General features: G+C 35.3%; 1 protein-coding gene. It reads right to left on the reverse strand.

Annotated features, from left to right (window positions below; genetic code table 11):
• Nucleotides 1-47: 47 nt before the first annotated feature.
• A partial coding sequence (locus ACTHS3_RS16955; protein ID WP_440368634.1) for a hypothetical protein occupies nt 48-447 on the reverse strand: 400 nt, incomplete at its 5' end.

Genomic DNA, 447 nt, shown 5'->3' on the forward strand with positions numbered 1-447 from the left:
TGCACTTACTGAGGCCGTCTGAATATTCAGACGGCCCAGGCCATCAATTAAACAAATGAATAATAATCATTCTTTTCTTTTTTAACAGCTCCCGCCTTAACCAATCTACCTAATGCTAAAGCAGCATGTTCCCCCTTATAGTGCTCTGTCCAATCCTCAAAATCAAAATAGTGCTGTGATTCTATCAAAGCTTTTATTGCCTCAAGTTGTTCATCCGACAGATTAATATTATTGTGCCGTTGCAAAAACTGATTAAAAATTTCTTTATCCGGTAAAACAAATTGGTATGTTTTAATTGGATTACTTCCTCCCAATACCATAGCTAACATATTTCCAAAACCAAATTCATTTTTCTTACTTCCATCATCAATACAACGGATTATTCCAGCTTCACAAAGTGCATTCAAAGCATCATCACAGGTGCAATTTTGATGAACATGTTTAAAG

The organism is Neisseria sp. P0009.S007 (assembly GCF_051962515.1).